Below are 18,097 nucleotides of genomic sequence, written 5' to 3' on the forward strand. Positions count from 1 at the left end.
ATTAAAGTATATTTTTTTCTAAAGATATGGCCCAATGGATAAAATCTAATCTATTAACCTTAACTTTTCTGGCTCTATAGACCATATGATGGAGCCCCTCTAAATCAACTAAAATATAGCGTTGAGGGTTAATATCCTGATTAAAAGTAATTACAGCACTGTATTTAGAGCGTTTGTCCATATTTTCGATTAAGCTATAGGGATTTTTTATTCCAATCGTATTTTTCCCAATATCGTATCCAACAAATAAGAATTGATTACTCGTAGTAAGGACAGCTCTTATTTGTTTATCATTGTATAAAAATGAAAAATATTTTTTTATATCAATAGTATTTAACTTTCTATCTTTATGTAAATTCAAAATATCACCTCCCTATAGTTATCGAAATTTAAGTAACTATAGTTGCAAGTGAATTGTAAAGAGACTTATTAGTTTAAAGGTTGTTGCTGAATCACAAAGTATAAATTGCAGCATTTAATTTAAAGGTAAAAGCTGAATCAATTATATTAAAGCTAAATAATATTATTAATAAATTATTATGTAGTATTTAATAACGATTATTTGATATAAAAATAGATTCAATACTATCTCATTTTAGAAACTAAAAATACTTAAAAACATTATTTTTATATTGGATTACATCAATTTCAAAGTGAATTTAATTATTTTTGTAATTTATAAACAAATTCAGAGAAATAAATCATTTACATGTTTTATGTTAAATGACAAATACTTCTCTTAATAGAATTGTTAATTGAAGAATAAATAAGAAAATCTTTGATCATGTCAATTCAATAGTTAAGAATGTACGTGAGAGCTTAATAGAAGCTAAGTGTAAAAAATTAATTTTGTTAAGAGTAATTATGGGGTGAGATAGAGTTTGACTAAATTTATTCTAAGTGATGTTAAATTTTCATTGTGATTTTCTTATATTGTTACTGCAAATACTTACAAGAGGGTGTGATGAGTTGTTCTTTCCACGTATCACTGATGTTTATGCTTGCATACATAAGACATTGAGAGAAGATAGTGTAATACGTAAATGTATGGGTCTTAATAATATTACAGTAGATATGGAAAATGAAATGCACATACAAAAGCGTATGTCTCCTAAAGAGGCACTAAATAACCAAATTCCTTTAATTGCATTTTACAAGTCATTTGTTCAAAAGGAACGAAACAATAATATTCATGTGATAACATTTGACTTCGATATCTACACAAATGATGATGTGGAATTGGCATTAGACCTTGCAGATAGAATAAATCAATTATTCGATAATCAATCTCTGCAGTTATTTAAAGGAGTATTTTTCAAGGGTCAGTATGTAGGATCTGCAGAGGTTGCAAGTGAAATAGAACACTCTTATAAGTATTTCACTAGATTTGAATTTATTTTTGAAATTGAGGGGTGTAGTTAATGTCACAATTTGACAAGTTTAACAGTAAGAATAAGAAAATGATTATTAAAGGTGCAGGTAAATTTATGGCTAAAATTCCAGGGTGTGATGAATTAATTACACTAGGTCACATGGCGAATATGCGTCTTGATGTGCAGTTGGATATGGTTGATATTGAAGGGGGAGACTCTTCAGCACCTATTGATACACTACTACGTAAAAAGGTAATTGATATTACTGCAGAGGATGCAAAATTTGATTTAAACATGGTACGTCTTGTGTTAGGGGCAAAACTTCGAGAAGGAGTTAGCGGCTTAGCCTATGAATTGAAAAATGAAACAGTAACAATTGCTGGCGATACTGAACCTGTTTCTATTAAATTATCTAGTCCAGTATTAACAGGTAGCGGAGCACCTAAAGTACAGATCTTCAACCAAGTTGCAGGTTCATTTGTACCAGAAACAGCAATTACAGTAAATGGATCAGCTATAACACTAAAAGGTGGTGCGGTTGAAGGTGATACTGTAGTAGTTTATTATCCTGTAGCATCATCATCTATCGATCCTGATGGTTTCGTATGGGTATTAGAAGAACGTCATGATGTTAAAGGTGGACTAGTGACTCTTAAGAATCCTCTATTTGGTGGATCTTTAGGTTCAGCTTCTTCTAAGACAGAGCATGTATCTGTAAGATTAGTAAAAGAGAATAAATTACTTAAAAAAGTAACAACTAATCCTGCAAAAGGTGAGTATACAATTGATCCTTCTACAGGGGAGATTAAGTTTAATGATTATCTTGAAGGAGAGCAAATTTATGTGAACTACAAGCGCCCAGAGGTTGTAGATGTAATGGCAATTGGTTCTCGTGATTTCCCTCTTACAGTATCTGTTGTTCATGATGGACATTTTGAACAAATGGATGGTAGCATTCAAGGTTACCAAGTTGAACTATATTCTTGCCGAGTGAAATCTAACTTTACATTAGACACAGCACGACAAACAGCAGCGACTCATAGTATTACACTTACAGTTATTGATGGGGAACGTACAGACAGTCGTTTAGGTTCTATTAAGCGTTATCAAATTGAAAAAAGTGGCGATGTTTGTTAATTAGAGAAGAGGATACTTATGTATCCTCTTTTTTATTAATTTATTTTTAAACATTTTAGATAAGGTGAGAATGGATTATAAAAATATCTATCACTTAAACCTTTTTTCGTAAGGTTGTTACATTTAACACATAAATTCTTATATTAGTTACGAGGTCGTTTAGGTGATCCCCTTCCTTGCGTCCTCTTTAAATTTAATAAGGGGTAATAGAGTAATATAGGGGGAGATTAAATGAGTGAACGTAATTTAGCAATTCCAAGTAGAGAAGAAGCTATCGAGGAACCTACTCTTGTAGAGGAAGCAGAGGAGAAGGTTGAAAAGCAAGAACCTAATAAACAAGAGGAAATAAAGTTAACTAAGCAGGAATCAGAGTTTATTGAAAAAGTATTCTTCGAAGAGGATGAAAAGGTAACATTACGTGATGGAAAAACCTATGCTATCCCTCCTTTAGGATTAAAAGATGCTAAAAACCTAATGAAAAAGTTGAATACAATTGATACAGGTGTCATTATTGCTAATTTAATTGCAGATGAAACAGGTAATGATAGTTATGATGAACTATTAGAGGTCCTATTGATGGGCTTTAAACCGTATTATAAAGAAATTTCAGCTCATTATTTAGGGGATTATATTGATATTGTAACAGCTAAAGAAATTATAGATATTATGATTGGACTTAATGGCTTAAAAAAGTCTTTATAGACTCTGAGGAAGAAGAAAAAGAATATGACGAAAATGCCTACGTTGATTGGGCAGAGATTTTCTTTAACTTAGGTCACTACCTGGGGATGAAAAAACAGGATATATGGGATTTGACATTACCTCAGTTAAACTATTACTTAAAGAAATGCCATAAGCATATAGAGTTTACAGTTAAGGTACATTCAATGTCCTTCACTGGGTTATTTGGGGGCGGTTCAGCCCAAGCTGCCGAACAGAATAATCTAAAACATAGTGATGGAAAAGAAGTAATTGACGGATATGAGGTTGCAAATGCTGATGACATGGAGTGGTTAGCAGGTATTCTCTAATAAATAATCCTGCCCTTCCTTTTTATTTGAGGATAGGGCGGGATTTTATTATGTAAAAGGAAGGTGAAATAAGTGACAGTCAATAATCAAAATATTGGTGCTACTATTGCACTAGAGTTTGATAAGTCAATAAAAAATATGAAAGAGTTTGGAGTACAGTTGGAACAGCTAGATCATCGTTTTGGTAGTATAGAAAAACGTATAGATGCTATGAAAAACTCTTTATCTTCGTTATCGGCTCAGACATCTAAGGCAGCGGGAAGCAACCTTAGAGCAAAACTTGAGCAAGAATTAAATAATATCGTCCAGGCAAATGGTATTACTTTATCTTCAGTTGGGACAGCACCTTTAAGTATTAAACAAGAAACCGTTCAACAATTGATGTCTAAAGTAGATAAAGAGTTAAATAAAACAATTGTAAAGATGATCAAAAATATAAACATTAATATGGATTCTGCTATGAATAATAGCGTAGTACCAGTTGGAAAAGATGAATTTAATAAAATTAATAAAGAAATCTCTAAGTTAATTAGTAATCAAATAAAACAATTAGTAAATTCCATTCGCGAAAATGGGGGGAATTTAGTAAATGCAGATAACTTGAGTGGACTTAAATTAGATATTTCTAAGGGAACGATTAAGCAAATTTTAGTAAGTATTAAAAATCAATTAAAACCTATTTTACTGAACCCAGAGGTTGCTATTGAAGGACAGACATTAACAATTTCATCGAAAGATTTATCTGAATTAACGAAAAAAGTAAGAGGGAAAATAAAAGATTCTATAAAATTTGATTTCGAGGGTGTTATTAGCGAAGAGAATAGCATTGATAGCGAGATTATAAAAACAGCTAAACGTATTGATAGTTTAATAGAAAATTATATAAAAGGCATACGAGGAGGGCTGCAAAAGATTGATCTCAAATCTGTAGAAGTACCTATGAAAAATATATCTAAACAACTTCAAAGGTATATTGCAAATGATTTAGGTGTTTCTCCAGCCGAGTTAGCTCATACTTTTCATTCTGTGGATCGAGGATCTCTAAGAGGATATGCTTTAAAAAGGCAGTTTGAAGGTATGGAAAATACAATTAATAAAAAGTTAACTGCAGGAACAAATAAAATAATGATGTCAATGAAACAATCAGTAAGAGCTGTGGACTTTGAACCTCATTCTAATATTACGCAATATTTAACTAGTGAAATTAACAAGCTGAATAAGCAAATTATTAAAAAAATCAAGGAGTCCGTTGATAAGCAGTTTGCACATATAAGGAATGAAATTCTAGAAATTAATACTAACCCTCAAAAGGCGAATAGTAATAGACAGTTAAGCTTTATTGCAGGAAATAGTGCTAATACTTTAAATAACTCAAGTGGATCAAATCATAGTAATACAAATAAAAATAATAGCGATTCTAGTACAAGTAAATCCACAAAACAAGACAATCCTTTTGATGGGTTTGGAATGGCTGGAGCGGTTACCAAAAAAGTTAGGAGCCTTGCTTCGGGCTCAATGCTAGATCCAATGGCTGCGATAACTAAAGCAATGGAAACCTTTAAAATTTCTCAGTTAGAACAGTTAAAGATTACACAAAACTTCTCTTTGAAACCAGAATATAAAAACAAAAATGGAAATACAGATTGGCTAAAATTAGATAATGATACTGGAAATCTAATGAATAATGTACGTGATTTATCTACACTTTACGGCATTGATTACGAAAGAATGTCTAAGGTAGCTGGTATAGCATCAAATGTAACAGGAGATAAACAATCTGCACGACAATTTGTTGATCAAGCTTCTAAGGTTTATCGCTTAGATAACAAATCAGACTTAGTTGAAACAATTGCTCCAGGATTACAGACAATTATGGCACAGTTTAAATTATCTGTCTGGGAGTTGGATGGAGTAGTTAACTCTTTTGCTGTTGCTACGAGTCAAACTAAAGCGAACAGTGAAGATATTATGAAGGCTATGTCAAAATCGGGTACAGCACTCCATTCAGTGGGAGTGAATGCAGAAGATGCTGTGACATTAAATGCTTTAGCTATTCAAACTTCAGGAGAAACAGGGGAGAATGCAGGTGCAGCCATAAAAACGATTGCAGAGCGTATTACTTTACCATCTGTTTCTAAACAATTAGAAAATTATGGTGTAAAGGTATTTGAAAAAAATGAGAGTGGTATGAAAGTACGTCGGAATTTCATTGATATCCTATCAGACACCGCGAAAGCAAGCAAAAATAAATATATTGGAGAAGATAAAGTAAAATCCATTCTGTATGGAGAAGGTGGGGCAAATCAGCCACCAAAACTGATGTCCTTTTTAGAGACCATGCATAAAGAGGGTATAAATAACAGTAAGGATTTATCGTATTGGAAAATTAAGCAAGAAATTAATGAATTTAAAAAAGATCCTGCACGTCTTCAAGAAATGATGGCTGTGACAATGAAATCACCTACTGTGACAATGGAACGAGCTGGGGTATCTGTTAATAACGCATTAGTATCAGTATTAGATGCGCTAAATCCAGAGGTACAAACTTTAGCAAAAATTATTACAAACTTAGCCCAGGGAATGGAGAAACATGCAGGGCTATTTGCACAGTTAATTACGATTTTAGGTAATGCCTTGGTAGGTTTTGGTGCTATTCATGGAGTAAAACGATTAGGTCAATTGAGTAATTATGAAGAGCATTACAAGAAAGCTACTATGGAAAACAAATTCTTTGGTGGTACATCTTTAACAAATCGTAAAGTGGACGGAGCGATAGGGTTTTTAAATGATCATGTTTTGGGGGAGAGCCAAGATTTACGCAATCAAGTAAATAACAAAAAGTTCTATCGTGCGGCTATGAAAAATGATACGTTAAAAAGTTATTTTGAAGAATTAGCGAATTTAAAAGAGGATAGAAAGAATGAGATAAAAGAATATGTAAAAGATCATGGTGGAAAAGCTGAAAATATGTCCGATTTTCTTAGCATCATGGATGAATCTAAAGGCTATTATAAGGGTGAAAAGAAAGAATTAACAGCTGATGAATTACATACTCGTTCAGCCTATAATGCTCGCAACCTTACCCAAAGTAAATTATTAACAGATGTTTTTACCACAAATTTCTCAGAGCATTTAGTCAATACCTTATCAAATAGAACTAACTTTGACAGTATGAATGAGAATCAAAAATCAACAGCTGGTCGTTTGGCTCAAATGGATGATCAAAAACGTATTGGATTTGAGACCTATCTAGATCAAAACTATCAAAGTGTAGGCAAATCAATAAATAATATGGATGGACTTAACAAGGCACTCGATGAATATGAGGCTAATAACCGTAAGGCTACTATACAAACAAGACAAAGTACCACTGCGTATAGAGATTTATCGAGTGCTGTAAAAAAAGTAGCTGATGAAGCTGAAGGTGCATCAAAGAATAGAATGCAGGGTTTTCTTGATTTTCTTGATACTATCCCACAGCGAACAAGAGGAGCTGGTGGGGCTATTATGGGACTTGCACGCAGCGTAGGGAAATTTGCTAAACAATTAGCTATTGCAACCGCTGTTGGTGATGTTTTATCAAATTCTGCTGAGAGCTTAGGGTTAACGCCCAAGCAAACAAAAATACGAGATTATCATAATCAAACCGCAGGTGCCGCTGAAGCATATGTTAAATATGAGGAAGATGAAGGCTGGAGTGGCTTTCTAAGGGGAGCTGGACTAGCGTGGAATGGAATTACAAATCTTTTTTCACCAGGAACTCCTGATGTAGGTATTAACGAGGTAGGAGTAATTAAGGATTGGCCTATTATCGGGAAAGGAGGATTTAAAGAGGGATTTGAGAATTGGATTAAGAAAGAATATGGAACATCAGATTGGAATGAAGCTTTAGGAAAAGAGAATGAGAAAAGGGCAAATGATGCAAAATCTAAAGGTCAAGATAGGAATTATTCAAAAGCATCTTTAACAGATTTAACACAATCGTATTTAAATCAAACTGGAATGTATGCTAAGAAGCAGCAATTGGAAAAAGAAGAGTTTATAGATCAATATACGAAAGCAGCCATCTCTGAATCAGAGCAGAATATGCGAAGGGATGATGCAGAAAAAGCTCGTAAAGCCCGGGAAAATAAAATGTTAGGTGAGGGTCAATATGATTCCTTTTCTTATGATGATTTAAAATCTCGTATTCAAGAGAGCCAGAAAGTTGCTAATAATAAGGGAGAACTTAACTTAATTACCGCCCTTTTAGATGGTGTGAAAGCTGACTCAAAAGAGTATATGAAACTTAGATTACAAGTAATTCAACAAGAGCGCGAAGCTTACAAAAAAGAGATGGACGAGCTTCATAATTTTACTCAACAGCGAGAAGCTGAGTTGGAATATTTAGAAAAAAACGGAAAAAGATATACTGAGGATCCAGAAACTAAAGAAAGAATAGAGACGGATGATTATAAAAAAATTAAAGAATCTGTTGAAAGAAGTAAGGACAAAGAAAAGAAATTAAAAGCTGATTTTGATCTAGAATATAAGAAAAAACAAATTGAAGCACAACGTATTAAAACGGAATTTTATATTAACGACACTCAGAAAGGATTTTCTAGAGCTCAGGCTAAGAAACAGTATAAGGATACATTAAGTGCTATTAGCATGAACACAGAGAGTCCTACTTATATTGATTCACAGATTGTTTCAAGCCAATCAATGATTGGAGAAATGAAAAGTAAACTGGCAAATCTGCAATCCCAACAGTTAGCAGATCCAGATGGTCAGTTACAAGATACTATTCAAGGATTGAGTCAACAAATCGCGAGTGCTGAATTAGAAGTTAAAAATTTAAGAATTCAAAGGCTTACAGCTTGGAGACATGATTTCGGTAATAATATGGATGATTTGGAAATTAAGTACATGCAGGAACGTGTGAACTTTGGACCAAGTATAGGAGATGATAGTTTCTTAGCACGTGACCTAAGAGTAAGAGAATTACAAGATCGTAAATCACTTATAGATAAGACCTTAGCGGTAAGAATTGCAGAGCGAAATAGTGGTAAGTTTGAAGAAGGTTCATCTGAATACGAGCAAATCATGAAAGATATTCGAGAATTGACAAAGCAATCTTTACAAGCACAGATTGGTATCCACCAAGAGTTAAGAGCGCAAATGGGTGGAACATTTAATCTTCCTGAAGGCGTACAGGTTATGTCTCAGTATGATTATCTAACAAGTAAAGGTACACATTCAAACTTTAGTGTTCAATCGGGAGATATGTATGTCAATATTACTTTACCTAATGTAACTGGACAAACTTCTAGTCAACAGTTAGCAAATCTTGGAATGAATTTAGGAAAAGGATTAGCACAAGGTAGAACAACACCACTACGAAATCAGTTAAATTCAGCCCCTTGGGGATATCCAACATTCTAATTACAAAACCCCATCTAATTATTAGGTGGGGTTTCTTATAATACTAAGGGGTGATTAAATGGCACAACAAAAACCAAGTAAATCTAATGATGATGTATTTAAACGTAAATTATTTTATGATAACGGGATTCGTTTTGTACAAGTAAGGGGGCGTATGACTGGCGATTATAAGCCACCAACGCCAGTATTGAAATCCCATATAAACGAAAATATTCAATCTTCTGCAGGATTGGTAGGGAAAGGGACTTCTCATTATTCTACTACCATTCAATTTTTATTTGCGAGCAAAGAGGAATTTGCAGACTGGCTACAGTTTATTGGTGCAGAACACAAATACTATGATGAAAAAGGCACGATTTATTTAGGGATTGTTAATGGTGATTTAGATATTAAAACAGCAGAATTTGAGACGAAATATATCATTACTGTAAACCTTATGTTAATTCGAAAACAAGATTTCGAATATCGTCATCAATATCCTTTTATAGATATTGAAAATCATTGGGCGCAAACGTATATAGATGAAATGCAAAAAAGGGGACTTATCACTACTTATGCTAGTGATGGAACACCTGTACAGTATTTTCAACCTGAAGTTTGGATTACAAGGGCTCAAACGGCATCCTATATGACAAGGACTTTTAAATACATCGAAAAGATATTGAGGGGGTATTAAAAATGCCAAAGCGATGGTTAGATGTGGGGCCAAAGGATTGGTTTTATCGTGCAGTATTAGAAACAGATAATATATTTATTGATACAAAAAAAGAAGAAACCTTATTTAGTGGAAAAACCTATAACCAATTTATTGGTGGCAAGTCACGTCAGGTTCATAATTTCACTTCAACAGAGGGACAAACCAAGTTTGAAGTAAGCGGATATAAACCTGATTCTAGGGAAATGGTGTTTGTTTATATTGATGGGGTGCCTACACTCCCATCTAAACTTGAGGATAATTTTATACATATTGGTTACCCGTTAACCAATGGAAGAGAAGTTAGTATTCTTTTATCTGGGGTAGTGGAAATGCATGAAGGAGATCATACTCTTGAAAACTGTCAGATTTATCCTTTGATGAGCGGATGCTCTTTGGCTTATCCGGCAAAAAAGTTAGAAAAAGCAAATAATTACGTATTTGATATCACTTACTCTTTAAATGAAATAGCAGTTTGCATGAACAAGAAGTTAAAGAGAATACATGTAGATGTAAATGAAGACGAATCCATACAAGATGCACTTACAAGAACGTTAGGATTTAAACGAGACTGTTTTACTATAATTAATGGATATCTTTATGTATCTTATAATTTAAATCAGTTTCCTATTTATGTGAATTACAATTATCAAAAGGGTGCTCAAATCAAAAATAGGCAGGGAGAAAAAGTTGTCCCTATGTCAAGTTGCGCACTCTATAATGATAGATTCTTTCCTGATATAACGATTTATAGAGGAGAGTTTTTTACTTTGTTACAACGTTTAAGAATGAATATTTATAATCGATATACAGATAGAGGATATGTGAATAATACAATTAAGCAAACGGAGAGATACATTAAAGATAAAGATAAAATTGTAGGAAAATGGTATGCCGAATCAGTCTTAAATATATTAGATGAAAAATTTAATGATGGTTGTTATGTATTTCCACTTTACGCAGATGATTCCTTTCAACCTGAGGTATGTGTAACTAGAGCTGAAGCAATTGTATATTTACATAGATTTACAGAATGGGCACTAGAAAGATTTAGATAGGGGGGATAAGGTATGCCGAACGTATTTGATCATAGAACTCCTGCGCCTCAGTTGTTAAATGACGTAATGAGAAAAGTTAATGCTTTAGGTCATGAACCTAGGGTTATTATTGAATTTGACAAAATGGCCTATGTACCAGGAATGAAAAATAAGTTTGAAGTTTGGGACAGAATTCGAGAAGCATCTATTGTGCATCAGGCAGCAGAGGCAACTTTAACAACACCAGTAGCAGGTGCTGAGCCAAGTTCTGTTACAAAAGGTGGAGAATCCGGGGATAGATTTGAGTATATTAAATGTGCCTTAAATAAATGGGTAAAACATTATAAGTGTCCCAATGTTGCTTATTTCTTTCTATTAGCTGTAGCAAAGCATGAAACAGGATTTGGAACGTTGGGACAAGGGAAACCTGAAAAAGGAAGTTATATAGTAGGATATGGTTGCCCGGGTTCATGCGATCCTCAATATAAAGGGATAGATACCCAAGCGAAGTATGCTGCAAAACGTTTTTCCGAAGCAATGAGGAGCAGATACGCAAAAATTTCCAATGGATATATGGATGCTAGTGATGTTGATTATTTCCATGAAGGTGGAGATAAAGGATATAAAAAGTGGAAATGGTCAGCAGATGGACCTAACTGGAAAAAACTTGTAAAAAGCTATTTTGATAGAATTATTGGTGAATCTAGTCAAAAAAAATGGCATTGTAAAGAATCTGGTTCTATTATTAATAAAAATCTGTTTCCAAAGCATTCTACAAATCTAAATGTTTCCAAGAAGGAAGAAGACTGTGGTTGTGAGAAAGCTGAGATTTATACAATTGAGGAACAAAGGAAAGAAGTTCATAATACAAGCTCTAGTGCGTTATCCGGTGCTACTTTTCCTGTTGAAGGAATTTCATTTGGAAATGGTGCGAAAGTATCTTCACACCATATGAAACATAAGGGCGGGAGTGCACGTTCAGGGCATAAGGGTACTGATATTATACATACATCCCAAGGTAAAATTAATGGTATGTGGGTAGTAGCGGCTTGGGCTGGACATGTACATAAGGCTTATAAAAGTACATCTTATGGTAATTGTGTAATGATTCAACATGATAATGGATATATGACAGTTTATGCCCACATGCAAAATAATTCTTTACAGGTTCGAAAAGGTGATTTAGTTACTCCAGGAACACGTTTAGGGAAAGTCGGAAATACAGGTCAATCTTATGGCGCCCATTTACACTTTGAAATTTGGAAAGGTGAATGGATTTATGGTGGAAATAATCATATTGATCCATATCCTGTTTTAACAGGTGCTCAAAAATTAGGAGTAGCACCAAGCGGTAAAGATAATAATGGAGGCGGTAATACGGGCGGAAATGATAATAGTACAGGAAATGGAAGTGGTGTTAGTCAACCACCACCCCAAATGACCATTACCCAAAATATTAAGTTTAATAAGTGCTTTGATAAGGATGCAAATCTGGATGGGAATTGGCATGGACAAGAGAACATAACCCATTTTACAGCTTGGTCAACAGGTGAAAAGTATTTAGGTTTTAATGAGAATATTGCCAAAGGAGCAGTTGAAGATTTTGGATATAAACATAACTTCTCTTCAGATGGATTTTATGAATATGCTTTCTATGCAGATCTTAAAGAAGGAGATTCCGTAACGGTTACATATGACGGAATGATTGTAAAACGATATACAAAAGAGAACAATACAACACAACCTACATATGAACCTCCAGTTTATGCAAAATGGGTTGCAAGTGATATACAAGGGACCAATTCACATATATTAGATTTCTCCTTAAATAATGTAAGTGGTGAGGCTGTATTTGGACTAAAATGCTTTAAGGTAGTGGAAATTGAAACTCAATACGGTGCACAATATGTTGATGAAAGAATTAAGGCTCGTAAACGTGATGTATGGGTTGATACAGGGGCATTTGTATACGATAAAACCTTTACAGTAGACCAAGATGTATTACAGTGGGAGATAAATAGCCATTTTGACGCCAGAGTCGCAACTGCAAGAATTACTTTAGACAATAAACATGGTATTTATTCTCCTACATATGAACGAGCCAATATCTTCCCTGATAATTTAAGAGAAGCAGAGATGTCATATTATGAGAATGGTGCAATCAGGCATGTGTTAAGTGAAGCTACCCCAGTACGTATTTATGCAGGCTATGGTGAAAACCTAGTAAGAGTTTTTACAGGACGTATAAGGGGAGAGATTGAGCAAAATTCTGATGAAAAAACAATTACTATTAATTGTGTAGATATGTACGATATGTTAGAAGAACATGTTTTTGATAGGGTTCTAACTTTTCCTCGAAGAGACGAGATACATGGTGATGAAAAACAACCAGTAACCATGTGGGTTAAATCATCTATTATTCATAATATCGTAAATGAGGCAGGAATGATTGGATGGAGAATCCATGAAGATGATTTGAGATATGCTGATGCGATTATTGAAGAAACGTATTATATTGATATCGATAGAGGTGGGAAAAAGGCAGTCGTCTGGGATACTAAAAGTCAACAATATGTCGAAAAAGATATAGCAACTGTAAAAGATGCACAAGGTTATAAAAATCCTTATGTACAGGCGATAGATTTTTTAGAAGGTACAAGAGCATCTGATGCGGTTCATGAAGTGATTGGAGATATTATGTATCGCTCTTACTGTGATCGTTATGGAACATTTAGATTGGAAAATATCCGTAAAATTAATGCAAGTGAGGCAAAATGGTCATTTATAGATGGTGAGAATTTATATTCTCTTTCCACTTCTATTGACCATTCTCGTATACGTAATCATCTTATTATTGTTGGTAATGGTGGACAAATTGAGCATTTTGTAGATAAAGATCTTCTTATATCTACAAAGGGTAATATGAGAACGGCTAAGATTGTTGCTGATTGGATTGATGAGCGATTTGGTTCAAATGCAAGAGGAACCAAAGAGGATATCTCGAACAAATTATTTTTTGATATGAAAAGACAAGCCCGTACTTTTAATGCCGTTGTTAAAGGAAATCCAATGATAGAGTTATTAGATGGTTGTTATGTTTATGATAGTAATACTTCTAATGCAGGGTATTATGTCATAAAAGGGAACCGACTTGTTGGAAATAAGGAAGGTATGTTAAATTTTCTAGAATTTACTTGGCATGACAAAGAGAATTATTATAGCTAAAAAAACAAGGAGATTCCTACAGAACGTTAGGAATCTCCTTGTTTTTTCTTATAATGCTATGGAAAGCGAGGTGGGAAAATGGCGCAAAAGAGTCATATGAACGTAAATGATGTATATCCAATACTTGATATGATCAATAGAAAAGTTAATCAAGGAAAGGGAACAAGACACCATTTTACTAGTCCGCTATTCAATAATGATAACGACAATGGTGTAACAACATTGAATTCTTCTCAATGGCAAGTAGAGTCATTTGAAGTCATAAGGGAAACAGAAAATTCAATAGCTAATCATGTAATTAATGAGATCCGAATTATTTATCGAAATGGTGCATTAGATAAAATTTCTTTAGTCCGTGGGCTCAATCCATCTGTATCTGATGAAATTCAAGATTATGAGTATATCAACAATATTATGATTACAGAAGTTTCTATAAAAACAGAGTGGTTTGGTAAATCCCAAGAAGTTGTTGCAAAGATTATAAGGGAAAATGATTACGGTAATTTTAAAAAGGTTAAACTCACGTATTTTGACTCGGAATGGGGCTGGAGTGAGGACGAAATCGAAGAAGATTCTATGCCGTCTAAATATGAAAATCCATCTGATTTTTATAACGGTAAATATAGTAATTATGAAGAAGTGATAGTAGAGGATTATGTAGACTATGCAGAAATAGGATATGCATCTAATGAAGAAATTGAAATCTCTCCAGATGGTTGGTCTGATGGATATAATCCATCGTCTCCTGTAGATGTTAATGTGGAACTCGGACCAAAGATAACAGATGAAATTTAGAGAGGAGGTCCTACATGAGTTTTGGAGCAAATGTAGTAGTTGGAGGGGAAATAGATAGAGTAGGTAGATTGGGTGGTGGACGTTTAGATTATCCATTTATGCCTACCAAAACAGTTCCTTATATAAAGGGGAAAATTTTAGAGGTACTAGGTACTTTAGGGCACTTTGATATTCAATTTATTCCTGATTTTGATATTGAGCTGGTCTCCGTAGCTGTAGGAGCATCTAGATATCATTCCTTTGATAATTGGAGTTTGTTTATTGGAGATGATCATAAAAATAACTACGTATTTGATGAAATTTATACGAAGGATTTACCAGAAGGTGCTTATTTAATGGCTGTGAAAACAGTAAAAGCAGGTACCCCAATTACATTCCGCTTTGATAATAAAGGTGGGCAATCGAAATATGTTTGGATAAACTTTCAATGTTTAAGGGATAATCCCAACAAATAAGAGAGGTGGATATAAATGCCTTGGGTAGAGGAAACATTAAGACACGATAATTTTTTAGATGATATGTTTGATAAAGTATTTAGAAGATTTAAAGATAAATCAGGTAATTACTGGTGGCAGAATTTTAACAATCAAGTTCCAAAAGTAGATCTATATAAAATTACTTTTGAAAAAGGGTTATTTGTAAAAGGAGAAAAGGGATATCTACCCCCTTTTGAATCTCGAGAAGGTATGTTATGCATCACTCGGCATATGATTATGCGTAGGTGGGATAATGAGTATTTAGCATTCGCACAGTCAACAGGGGCTGTAAAAATTAACACTAAAGATATTCCTAGAGAAAAAGAAGGTTTCTTAGAATGGATTTCTAATTTTTATAGAAAATCTGTAGACTATACAACTGTTTATTCATACACACTAGACACATATGCTGGATATACGCATTATGTATCACCTAGTGGTGAACTTGCTCCAGTTACTATCATGAGTGAAAATCATGGTTTGGATATATTTAGGGATAGCATGGATATAGAGTACTACGGCGAGGATGAATACTATGAAGGTATGAAACAATCACCGATTATTACCATGCAATTAAAAGGAGATACAGGTAATCTAGTTGCCTCCATAGGGAAGTTGAATTATCGAACTAATACGAATTGGTGGGGGGACTCTTTAATTCAGCTAAAAGGTGTATTTGATGAGACAAGTGCATTTTTTACATTAAAAGTAGATTCAGCTCCTAGCTGGGAAAATAATATGGTGACTTTAATTCCCTTTTTCTTTGGAAATCTAGTATCTAAAAATACATCTTCGAAAAATGAAACACCAATCGCTATGCTTGGAGGTAGGCAAGTAGGAGAATTTTTTGATTTCGATAGTATAGAGACTAAAACTGAAATTTTACAACCTATCACAAGAAATTATGTAAACCATCCGTCAAACGGAGTAGATTCCGTTATGATCAAAAAAACAAAATATGGAGCACGTTATCAAGAACATTTTTTACGTTGGAACGTGCCACCTAATCTAATGCCACCTACTCGTGAAGAATTAAGACTTGTCAAAAATGCACAAGGAACCGAGAAAGAGGAAGAATATGCTCGTAAGTACCCAAGGGCATGGAATTATTTAAGATATGGTTACTATCAATACGATTTTCATGCATCTAGGTATAGTAATAAGATTCATACATCTCGCGCAACAGTCATGCATCCTGAAGATGGTGTATTAGGGTATATTCCTAATATCGTACTTCTGCCCGTTATTAATGTTTCTGAAGGTGAGAAATTAGTGTTCCCTTATTGGTGTGAAGAATGTAATGAATCTCAATATCAACCTGAGGTACCTAAAGAATCTACTAAATTAGAGTGGGGAATTGCTAAGAGTACAAGCAAACTGAATAATCTTCATGTAAATTTAGGAGATTCAACCAATAATTCTAATTCCAATTCTGATATAGGTAATAAATTTTCTTATTATTGCGATGGGTCAGTAAAGGCACCAGCAGTAGATGATACTTATTGGAATCCCTCTGTTATTACGCAAGATTATTTGGCTAACAGCACAGATGGTATTGGAAAGGAATTAAGCAAATCGTTCTGGGAGGGGCGAAATGATTGGTTAGATTATTTACAGGAGCCTCAAAGTCAGTATCATTTGGATAACTCTAAAATAAAAATTGAAGATTTTCATAAATTTTTATGGAAAACCTTAAAAGATATTAAAGATGATGGTTATAGTTTACAAGATAGATGGCTAGATTTTAACGAGTGGGGAAAGGCAAATTTACCTTGTTTAAATGAATTGCAAAAAGCCTCAGTATTTATGTCGGCTAAACTCAATAAACCTGTCTTATTTTTCCCAGGTTCAGAGGGGTTTTTAAAGGGCGATATTTTAGATAAAATGCTTCCTTTAATTAAGAAAGTACCAAGTGTTATATATGATTGGATTGACTTTAATAATGTATTTATTGAAAACGAAGATGATACAGGTCTTGTTGGAGCTTGGGTAATGGATAGTTTTGCTACAGCCATGCATAGTAATGGGAAAAAGGAAAATATTCTATCTTCTTTTCGTTCTTTAGTTAACTTTGAACCTCAGGTGCTGCTTTATAATATTTCAGCTGCCAAGGCACATCGCCCATATGACTATATAAAACCTAACCTGGGTTTTGGCAGTCATGTTGTTGATGGAGAATATAAAGCATATTATTTACCGGATATGACTGATGATAATTATATACCTTATGTTGCCGCAGAAGTAGCTGTACATGAGATGGGTCATGCATTATCTAATTATGGATATGACATATTAGGTGAAAAACTACATGAAATGCAAGAATGGTTAAATATTAGTGGGTGGATCGAGAATATTGATGGTTCATTTAATGAACTAACGAAAAGCTCGCCAGGTACAGCGTTAGATAATGGAAAACTTGCTCCGGTATCAGATTATGGATGTTTTAGCCCGGCCGAAGATTTTGCTGAGGCCTTTATGATGTATATCATTAATAGACAATTTTTAGCTAGAAATTTTAAAGATAAACACGATTTTATAGTTAATAAATTAAAAGAAATGGGTATTGATCCAAAACTGTAGGAGGTAAAATATAATGATTCTTAAGATAAAAAGAGGAGAAGATTTTGCCTTTATTGATAATGAAGGTGATATTCAACATAAAGTCAGAGTAAGCGGTAATAATGAATCTCTTGTAAAATCTTTGGATAATATTTTGAATGTTCAAACTGGAATAAGGTTTAGAGGAGAGATTAAGGGGATTCCACATAAATTAATTACAAAGAGCGGAAAAAATCCTCCAACAATCAATAAATCTAATAAATTATATCTTATGGAATATTTTAAAAGAGACTTAGAATTACAAGGCTTTACCGTGGAAATTATAAAAGCGTAGAGGTGATTTTGA

13 protein-coding genes are annotated in these 18,097 nt (G+C 33.8%); 12 read left to right on the plus strand and 1 reads right to left on the minus strand.

Translation table 11 applies throughout. From position 1 onward, the window contains the following. Position 1 precedes the first annotated feature (1 nt). Complete coding sequence (locus NST86_RS28255; RefSeq protein ID WP_001048699.1) at positions 2-361, minus strand: hypothetical protein; 360 nt, start codon at positions 359-361, stop codon at positions 2-4. A 608-nt stretch (positions 362-969) separates the two neighbouring features. Here NST86_RS28255 and NST86_RS28260 point away from each other — a divergent pair. The 12 genes from NST86_RS28260 to NST86_RS28315 all read left to right on the plus strand — a co-directional run bounded on the left by NST86_RS28260 (position 970) and on the right by NST86_RS28315 (position 18,085). Further along, on the plus strand, positions 970-1,422 hold the full coding sequence (locus NST86_RS28260) for a hypothetical protein (RefSeq protein WP_000465972.1): 453 nt from the start codon (positions 970-972) through the stop codon (positions 1,420-1,422). Then, the gene (locus tag NST86_RS28265) at positions 1,422-2,510 is read left to right on the plus strand and encodes a hypothetical protein (RefSeq protein ID WP_000077130.1); all 1,089 of its coding nucleotides are present in this window, start codon (positions 1,422-1,424) and stop codon (positions 2,508-2,510) included. The genes NST86_RS28260 and NST86_RS28265 overlap by 1 nt, the downstream gene beginning before the upstream one ends. Before the next feature lie 231 nt (positions 2,511-2,741). Further along, positions 2,742-3,212 (plus strand): hypothetical protein, encoded by a 471-nt coding sequence (locus NST86_RS28270; RefSeq protein ID WP_000004089.1) that lies wholly within the window; start codon positions 2,742-2,744, stop codon positions 3,210-3,212. Positions 3,213-3,322: 110 nt separating this feature from the next. Further along, complete coding sequence (locus NST86_RS28275) at positions 3,323-3,541, plus strand: hypothetical protein (protein WP_226799801.1); 219 nt, start codon at positions 3,323-3,325, stop codon at positions 3,539-3,541. A 72-nt stretch (positions 3,542-3,613) separates the two neighbouring features. Then, positions 3,614-8,965 carry a phage tail tape measure protein gene (locus NST86_RS28280; protein WP_061663909.1) on the plus strand — a complete coding sequence of 1,784 codons (5,352 nt, stop codon included), beginning with the start codon at positions 3,614-3,616 and terminating at the stop codon, positions 8,963-8,965. Positions 8,966-9,023: 58 nt separating this feature from the next. Next, entirely contained in the window at positions 9,024-9,641 is a 618-nt protein-coding gene (locus NST86_RS28285; protein WP_000068593.1) for an S-layer homology domain-containing protein, read from the plus strand. 2 nt (positions 9,642-9,643) lie between these two features. Next, positions 9,644-10,717, plus strand: coding sequence for a hypothetical protein (locus NST86_RS28290; RefSeq protein ID WP_061663908.1), 1,074 nt, complete (start codon positions 9,644-9,646; stop codon positions 10,715-10,717). A gap of 12 nt (positions 10,718-10,729) precedes the next feature. Next, complete coding sequence (locus NST86_RS28295; RefSeq protein ID WP_061663907.1) at positions 10,730-13,921, plus strand: M23 family metallopeptidase; 3,192 nt, start codon at positions 10,730-10,732, stop codon at positions 13,919-13,921. Between the two features lie 78 nt (positions 13,922-13,999). Further along, entirely contained in the window at positions 14,000-14,716 is a 717-nt protein-coding gene (locus NST86_RS28300) for a hypothetical protein (RefSeq protein ID WP_000057634.1), read from the plus strand. A gap of 14 nt (positions 14,717-14,730) precedes the next feature. Then, positions 14,731-15,171, plus strand: coding sequence for a hypothetical protein (locus NST86_RS28305; RefSeq protein ID WP_000007798.1), 441 nt, complete (start codon positions 14,731-14,733; stop codon positions 15,169-15,171). Positions 15,172-15,186: 15 nt separating this feature from the next. Then, a complete protein-coding gene (locus NST86_RS28310; protein ID WP_061663906.1) occupies positions 15,187-17,772 on the plus strand; it encodes a hypothetical protein in 2,586 nt (861 codons plus the stop codon). 13 nt (positions 17,773-17,785) lie between these two features. After that, positions 17,786-18,085: a hypothetical protein gene (locus tag NST86_RS28315; RefSeq protein WP_000601025.1), complete on the plus strand. Its 300-nt coding sequence runs from the start codon at positions 17,786-17,788 to the stop codon at positions 18,083-18,085. Positions 18,086-18,097 lie beyond the last annotated feature (12 nt).

Origin of the sequence: Bacillus sp. FSL L8-0199 (assembly GCF_038005705.1) — a bacterium.
Classification (GTDB): domain Bacteria; phylum Bacillota; class Bacilli; order Bacillales; family Bacillaceae_G; genus Bacillus_A; species Bacillus_A cereus.

What these genes read in the sequence shown, in the direction of transcription:
- NST86_RS28265 (WP_000077130.1), top strand. Translation starts at nt 1,422, where the DNA reads ATGTCACAATTTGACAAGTTTAACAGTAAGAATAAGAAAATGATTATT.
- NST86_RS28270 (WP_000004089.1), top strand. Translation starts at nt 2,742, where the DNA reads ATGAGTGAACGTAATTTAGCAATTCCAAGTAGAGAAGAAGCTATCGAG.
- NST86_RS28285 (WP_000068593.1), top strand. Translation starts at nt 9,024, where the DNA reads ATGGCACAACAAAAACCAAGTAAATCTAATGATGATGTATTTAAACGT.
- NST86_RS28290 (WP_061663908.1), top strand. Translation starts at nt 9,644, where the DNA reads ATGCCAAAGCGATGGTTAGATGTGGGGCCAAAGGATTGGTTTTATCGT.
- NST86_RS28295 (WP_061663907.1), top strand. Translation starts at nt 10,730, where the DNA reads ATGCCGAACGTATTTGATCATAGAACTCCTGCGCCTCAGTTGTTAAAT.
- NST86_RS28300 (WP_000057634.1), top strand. Translation starts at nt 14,000, where the DNA reads ATGGCGCAAAAGAGTCATATGAACGTAAATGATGTATATCCAATACTT.
- NST86_RS28305 (WP_000007798.1), top strand. Translation starts at nt 14,731, where the DNA reads ATGAGTTTTGGAGCAAATGTAGTAGTTGGAGGGGAAATAGATAGAGTA.
- NST86_RS28310 (WP_061663906.1), top strand. Translation starts at nt 15,187, where the DNA reads ATGCCTTGGGTAGAGGAAACATTAAGACACGATAATTTTTTAGATGAT.
- NST86_RS28315 (WP_000601025.1), top strand. Translation starts at nt 17,786, where the DNA reads ATGATTCTTAAGATAAAAAGAGGAGAAGATTTTGCCTTTATTGATAAT.